The sequence below is a fragment of the Brevibacterium daeguense genome, assembly GCF_021729135.1.
Lineage (GTDB): Bacteria > Actinomycetota > Actinomycetes > Actinomycetales > Brevibacteriaceae > Brevibacterium > Brevibacterium daeguense.
Genome location: NZ_JAJTWW010000031.1, coordinates 1 through 5,892, shown reverse-complemented (window position 1 = coordinate 5,892; position 5,892 = coordinate 1). Strand labels below are relative to the sequence as shown.

The window sequence follows — 5,892 nt, the reverse complement described above, 5'->3', positions numbered from 1 at the left end:
TCGGGCTGACCGTGCCGGCACCACCCCGCCGGCACCCACCTAGACCACCAGCGTCGCTCATGGCTCGTCTGCTGTTTCCGCGCAATCCGGCACAAGCCCGCCGGTCATCGCATCGCGGTTTCCCCAGCTGCATCGTTCCTGCATCATTCGTGTGTTCGGGGCGCAGGCACTGCAGAGACGGGAGGCAACCGGTTCTCGGCGATCCCGGCATAGTCCCATACTGAGTGCCGCCGTCCTGTGGGGTGACTTCCTCGCAGCGGCGGAGCAGTTCGTCTCAGATTCAGTCACCGCGGGCACCGTCGTCGTGAGGGGTGTGCTACGGTCTCGTGAAACGGTGCGGGGCCGATCTCGAAAAGTGACCCCGACGTACGGCGTGTGCGATTCAGGCCATATCATTGCACTCATGTCTTTACATCCTGAGCTGCAGCCGATCTTCGACACCGTGCTGCGAAGAAACCCTGGCGAGTCCGAGTTTCATCAAGCAGCGCACGAGGTGCTGTTCTCCCTCGGTGCAGTCATCGACAAGCACCCCGAATACCTCGCGTACGCCACCATTGAGCGCATCTGCGAGCCGGAACGACAGATCATCTTCCGAGTGCCGTGGGTCGATGACAGCGGATCTGTGCAGATCAACCGTGCATACCGCGTCGAGTTCAACTCCGCGCTCGGCCCGTACAAGGGCGGGATGCGGTTCCACCCGACGGTCAGCTCCGGGATCATCAAGTTCCTCGGCTTCGAGCAGACTTTCAAGAATGCGCTCACCGGCATGCCGATCGGCGGCGCGAAGGGTGGCTCCGACTTCGATCCGAAGGGCAAGAGCCATCTCGAGATCATGAGCTTCTGCCAGTCCCTGATGACTGAGCTCTATCGCCACGTGGGCGAATACACTGATGTGCCCGCCGGGGACATCGGAGTCGGGCAGCGTGAGATCGGCTTCCTGTTCGGACAGTTCAAGCGCATCACCAACCGCTTCGAGGCGGGCGTGCTCACCGGCAAGGGTCTCTCCTACGGCGGTTCGATGGTTCGCACTGAGGCGACCGGCTACGGTCTGGTGTTCTTCATGCGGGAGATGCTCAAGGTGCGCAACAGTGACCTCACCGGCAAATCCGTCGTGATCTCCGGTTCTGGCAATGTAGCGATCTATGCTGCGGAGAAAGCTCAGGACCTCGGTGCAACCGTCATCGGAATCTCCGATTCCTCGGGGTATGTCCACGACCGGAACGGGTTGGACATTGCACTCCTCAAGCAGGTCAAGCTCGAAGAGGGTGCGCGCATCTCGGAGTACGCCAACCGCAGACCGGATGCGGAGTTCGTCGAGGGCGGCAACGTCTGGTCGATCAAGACGGACATCGCGCTGCCGTGTGCGACCCAGAACGAGCTGGACGAGGACTCCGCTCGCCGACTCATCGCCAACGGAGTGCTCGCGGTGGCAGAAGGTGCGAACATGCCCTGCACCCCCGGCGCGGTCAGGGCCTTCGCCGACGCAGACGTGATGTTCGGGCCCGGCAAGGCGGCGAACGCCGGCGGGGTGGCCACCAGTGCTCTGGAGATGCAGCAGAACGCCTCCCGCGACAGCTGGGACTTCGCCTACACGGAGCACAAGCTCGACGAGATCATGTCCGGGATCCATGAGAGCTGCGCTGATGCTGCGGAGACTTACGGCACTCCGGGAGACTATGTTGCGGGAGCGAACATCGCCGGCTTCGTCCGCGTAGCGGAGGCGATGCATGCGCAGGGCGTCGTCTGACGACTCCCGATCTTCGTTCAGGCCCCTCGCGAGGTGAATGTGCCGTACTGCTCGGCCCACCTCACGAGGGGCATGCGTCGGCCTGAGTCGGTGCGGGAGTCAGGAGAGTCGAAGGTTTCCGATCCGCAGGCGGTCACCTCGCCGACGACCAGCACATGCGTTGCGACCTCGACCCGATCGACGATGCGCAGGTCGAAGAACGCCAGACATCCGGCGATGACGGGCAGACCCGCCGGCGACGTGATCGTGGAGACGGTGTCGAGCACTCCGTAGAGCGGCTGCCCCGGCTCGCCCAGCCATTGCGCCACACCCTTCTGCTCCTGGTTCAGGATGCTCAGCGCGCAGGAGTCGGTGAATTCCAGGGACTCCATCATGCGAGATCCGCCGTAGATGCTCACCGCCATCGTCGGAGGATCCCACGACACGTCGAGATAGGAGTCGATGGTGATCGCCTGGCCGCGCCCGCTGCGCAGGCATGACAGAACCGCCAATCCGGCAGCGATGTCCTCGCTCAGGCTGCGATACGCGTCGACGAACCGCGGGTCGGAGGCGGCCACTCCTGGCGCCGCGGCCCGGTGAGGCTGAGACTGGTCTGGCATGCTCTCAGTCTAGGAGCCTTAGAATGGACCCATGTCCGAAACTCAGCCCAGCACTGGCGGCGCCGCCACTATCGAGCGCCAGACCCAGGAACAGCTTGTCGAACCCGGCGATCACGAGCGCTTCTCACACTATGCGCCGAAGGCCAAGATCATGGAGTCGATGGTCACCGGCACTCCGCTGATCGCGCTGTGCGGAAAGGTGTGGGTGCCCACCCGGGACCCGGAGCGCTTTCCGATCTGCCCCAAGTGCAAGGAGATCTACAACTCGATGCCCGGAGGGGCAGAGGAGTAGATGACGAGTCCGCAGAGGGTACCGGGCACCTCGGCGGCACAGCAGCTCTCACCCGCATTCCCCGAGCGCGCAGCATGGGGAACAGCGGGCAAGCTGCGTGCCTGGCAGGCCGAGGCCCTGGAGCAGTATTTCCGCACCGAACCCCGCGATTTCCTCGCGGTCGCCACTCCTGGCGCCGGCAAGACCACCTTCGCCCTGCGCCTGGCTGCTGAACTTCTGGCTCAGCGGAAGGTCGAGCGGGTGACGGTCGTTGCGCCCACCGAGCACCTCAAGGTGCAGTGGGCCGATGCCGCCAGTCGGGTCGGCATCAGACTCGACCCGCACTTCAAGAACAGCCAGGGTCGCCACGGTGCCGGTTTTCACGGCGTCGCCGTCACCTATGCGCAGGTCGCGGCCAAGCCCGCACTGCACCACAACCGGACCGCGGCCGCGCGGACGCTGGTGATCCTCGACGAGATCCACCACGCCGGAGACAGTCTGTCCTGGGGCGAGGCGATACGTGACGCATTCGAACCGGCAAAGCGCCGGCTGTCGCTGACCGGCACGCCTTTCCGCTCCGACACCTCGCCGATCCCGTTCGTGGAGTACGCGCCGGACGAGGAAGGGGTGCTGACCTCGCAGTCGGACTATTCCTACGGCTACTCCCGCGCGCTCAAGGACGGGGTGGTGCGCCCCGTGATCTTCATGACCTACTCGGGGCAGATGCGCTGGCGCACCAAGACCGGCGACGAGATGTCGGCAATGCTCGGCGCCGAGGCGACCAGGGACATCCACTCCCAGGCCTGGCGGACCGCGCTCAACCCCAAGGGCGAGTGGATCCCGGCAGTCCTCCAGGCCGCCGATCGTCGGCTCACCGAGATGCGGCATTCAGTGCCGGACGCCGGTGGCCTCGTCATCGCGACGGACCAGGAGACGGCGCGGGCATACGCGAAGCTGCTCAGGGAACTCACCGGGGAGCCCGTCACCGTGGTCCTCTCCGACGAAGTCGGGGCGAGCAGGCGCATCGAGGAGTTCCAGGAGTCGACCCGGCGCTGGATGGTCGCGGTGCGGATGGTCTCCGAAGGTGTCGACGTACCGCGCCTGTCGGTCGGGGTGTACGCCACTTCGTCGTCCACGCCGCTGTTCTTCGCTCAGGCGATCGGCCGGTTCGTGCGTGCCCGCAAGCGCGGGGAGACGGCATCGATCTTCCTGCCCAGCGTCCCGGTGCTGCTGGCGCTGGCCAACCACCTCGAAGCCGAGCGCGACCATGCGCTCAACCGGAAGCCGGATCCCGACGATGACGGCATCGTCGACTTCGACGACGATGCGCTGGAACGAGCCAACCAGTCCGAAGGCGCCTCCGATGAGCTGCTCGGCTCCTTCGAGGCGCTCGACGCTCAGGCCGCGTTCGACCGGGTCCTGTTCGACGGCGGAGAGTTCGGCGCAGGGGGAGCGGTCGGATCCGAGGACGAGCTCGACTTCATCGGGCTGCCGGGCCTGCTCGAACCGGATCAGGTGACCGCCCTGCTGCGTACTCGTCAGGCCGAGCAGACCCGGCGGAAGTCACAGACCACGGCACCCACGGTCTCCCAGGCGGACAAGGACGAGCTGGAGCACCGCGCGCTGAAGGAAGAGCGCAACCAGCTGCAGAGTCTTGTCGGCGCGTGGGCCCGCCGCACCGGCAAGCCGCACGGCACGATCCACATCGAGCTGCGCCAGCAGTGCGGCGGACCAGCGGTGGCGCAGGCCAGCAGGAGCGAGATCCAGGCCAGGATCAAGAAGCTCCAGGCCTGGTTCGTCGGCCGCACCTGAGTCAAGCCGGTACCGAGTCGCGAATCAGTCCGCCAGCTCGGACTCAGTCCGCCGGGTCGCGAATCACTCCGACGGGTTGGAATCAGCCCGTCGGGTAGTACGCAGTCGGGATTGCCGGCTCACCGTCCTGCAGACGGTGAGCCGTGCGCGGCAGCTCCGCCATCGACGCGCTGTGCCTCTTCTGAGCTCTCCTGACTCCCTCGGCTCCCGTGTAGCCCTCGTCGACCTCGCCGTCGACCACGAGATCGACCATCAGCGGCCGGCTGCCGATCAGCTCGGAAGGCAGCTTCGGCACGCCGATGGACTCTTCACAGGCGACGTCGCCCGCGAATGTGCGCGCAGCCTGCTTGAAGCCGCCCGTGGAGCCCTTGCCGACGGCGAGCTTCTCCACCGACTGCCACTGCCCGTCGGAACCCTCACGTGCGGTGAGCTTGTAGACGAGACTGGCTGTCGGAGCCCCGGAACCGGTGACCAGCCGGGTGCCGACGCCGTAGGAGTCGACGGGCGCCGCCTGCAGCCCCGCGATCGCGTACTCGTCGAGGTCGCTGGTCACGGTGATCCTGGTGCCCGTGGCCCCCAGCGCGTCCAACCGCTCTCGGACCTCGCTGGCCTGAATCGCCAGGTCGCCGGAGTCCAGCCGCACCCCGCCGAGTTCTGGGCCTGCGATCTCGATCGCCGTCGTGAGCGCTTCCTCGACGTCATAGGTGTCGAGCAGGAGGACGGTGTCGCGACCCAGAGCCTCGACCTGCGCGGCGAACGCCTCCCGCTCGGTGTCGTGGACGAGGGTGAAGGAATGTGCGGCGGTGCCCATGGTCCTGAGGCGGTACCTGCGGCCCGCCTCGAGATTCGATGTCGACGTGAACCCGCCGATCACTGCCGCGCGAGCGGCAGCCACGGCAGCCTCCTCGTGCGCCCGGCGGGATCCCATGTCCGCGCACGGCCGGGTCCCCGCTGCGCGGCTCATCCGGGATGCTGCCGAGGCGACGGCGGTGTCGTAGTTGAGCGCCGAGAGCACCAGCGTCTCCAGCAGCACCGCCTCGGCGAATGTCGACTCCACGACCAGCAGCGGCGAGCCGGGAAAGTACACCTCGCCCTCCGCGTAGCCCCGGATCGCACCGCGGAAACGGTAGTCGGCGAGCCAGTCGAGGGTGTCCTGATCGACGACTTCGGTCTCGGCCAGGAAGCTCAGCTCCGCGTCCCCGAAACGAAATCTCGGCAGCATCTCGAGCACCCGCCCGGTCCCGGCCACCACGCCGTACCGCCTGCCGTTCGGCAGCCGCCTGCCGAAGACCTCGAACACGCTGCGCCGATGCGCGGTCCCGGACTTCAGGGTCGCCTGCAGCATCGTGAGTTCGTAGTGGTCGGTGAGCAGAGCAGTCGAGGTCCGCAGGGGTGTGAGATCACTCATAGGGGCGATCCTATCCTCGATCTTTCATGGGTCGGGGCTGGTGAGGTGGTCAGGT

General features: G+C 66.3%; 5 protein-coding genes. 3 read left to right on the top strand and 2 right to left on the bottom strand.

Features of this window, described 5'->3' with window-relative positions; all coding sequences use genetic code 11:
* Window positions 1–403: 403 nt before the first annotated feature.
* Window positions 404–1,747: an NADP-specific glutamate dehydrogenase gene (gene gdhA / locus LXN01_RS15925; protein ID WP_236866817.1), complete on the top strand. Its 1,344-nt coding sequence runs from the start codon at window positions 404–406 to the stop codon at window positions 1,745–1,747.
* A 17-nt stretch (window positions 1,748–1,764) separates the two neighbouring features.
* Here the strand turns inward: gdhA and LXN01_RS15920 are convergent, their stop codons facing one another.
* Window positions 1,765–2,346 (bottom strand): flavin reductase family protein, encoded by a 582-nt coding sequence (locus LXN01_RS15920; protein WP_236866815.1) that lies wholly within the window; start codon window positions 2,344–2,346, stop codon window positions 1,765–1,767.
* A gap of 31 nt (window positions 2,347–2,377) precedes the next feature.
* On the opposite strand from LXN01_RS15920, the gene LXN01_RS15915 reads away from it, so the two are divergent.
* Window positions 2,378–2,638, top strand: a complete 261-nt coding sequence (locus LXN01_RS15915; RefSeq protein ID WP_236866813.1) for a DUF3039 domain-containing protein — start codon at window positions 2,378–2,380, stop codon at window positions 2,636–2,638.
* Window positions 2,639–4,429: a DEAD/DEAH box helicase gene (locus LXN01_RS15910; protein ID WP_236866811.1), complete on the top strand. Its 1,791-nt coding sequence runs from the start codon at window positions 2,639–2,641 to the stop codon at window positions 4,427–4,429.
* 82 nt (window positions 4,430–4,511) lie between these two features.
* Here the strand turns inward: LXN01_RS15910 and LXN01_RS15905 are convergent, their stop codons facing one another.
* Window positions 4,512–5,837, bottom strand: coding sequence for a nicotinate phosphoribosyltransferase (locus LXN01_RS15905; protein WP_236866809.1), 1,326 nt, complete (start codon window positions 5,835–5,837; stop codon window positions 4,512–4,514).
* Window positions 5,838–5,892: the final 55 nt, after the last annotated feature.

Coding starts and splice junctions, on each gene's coding strand:
- LXN01_RS15920 (WP_236866815.1), bottom strand. CDS start 2,346: ATGCCAGACCAGTCTCAGCCTCACCGGGCCGCGGCGCCAGGAGTGGCC.
- LXN01_RS15905 (WP_236866809.1), bottom strand. CDS start 5,837: ATGAGTGATCTCACACCCCTGCGGACCTCGACTGCTCTGCTCACCGAC.
- gdhA (WP_236866817.1), top strand. CDS start 404: ATGTCTTTACATCCTGAGCTGCAGCCGATCTTCGACACCGTGCTGCGA.
- LXN01_RS15915 (WP_236866813.1), top strand. CDS start 2,378: ATGTCCGAAACTCAGCCCAGCACTGGCGGCGCCGCCACTATCGAGCGC.
- LXN01_RS15910 (WP_236866811.1), top strand. CDS start 2,639: ATGACGAGTCCGCAGAGGGTACCGGGCACCTCGGCGGCACAGCAGCTC.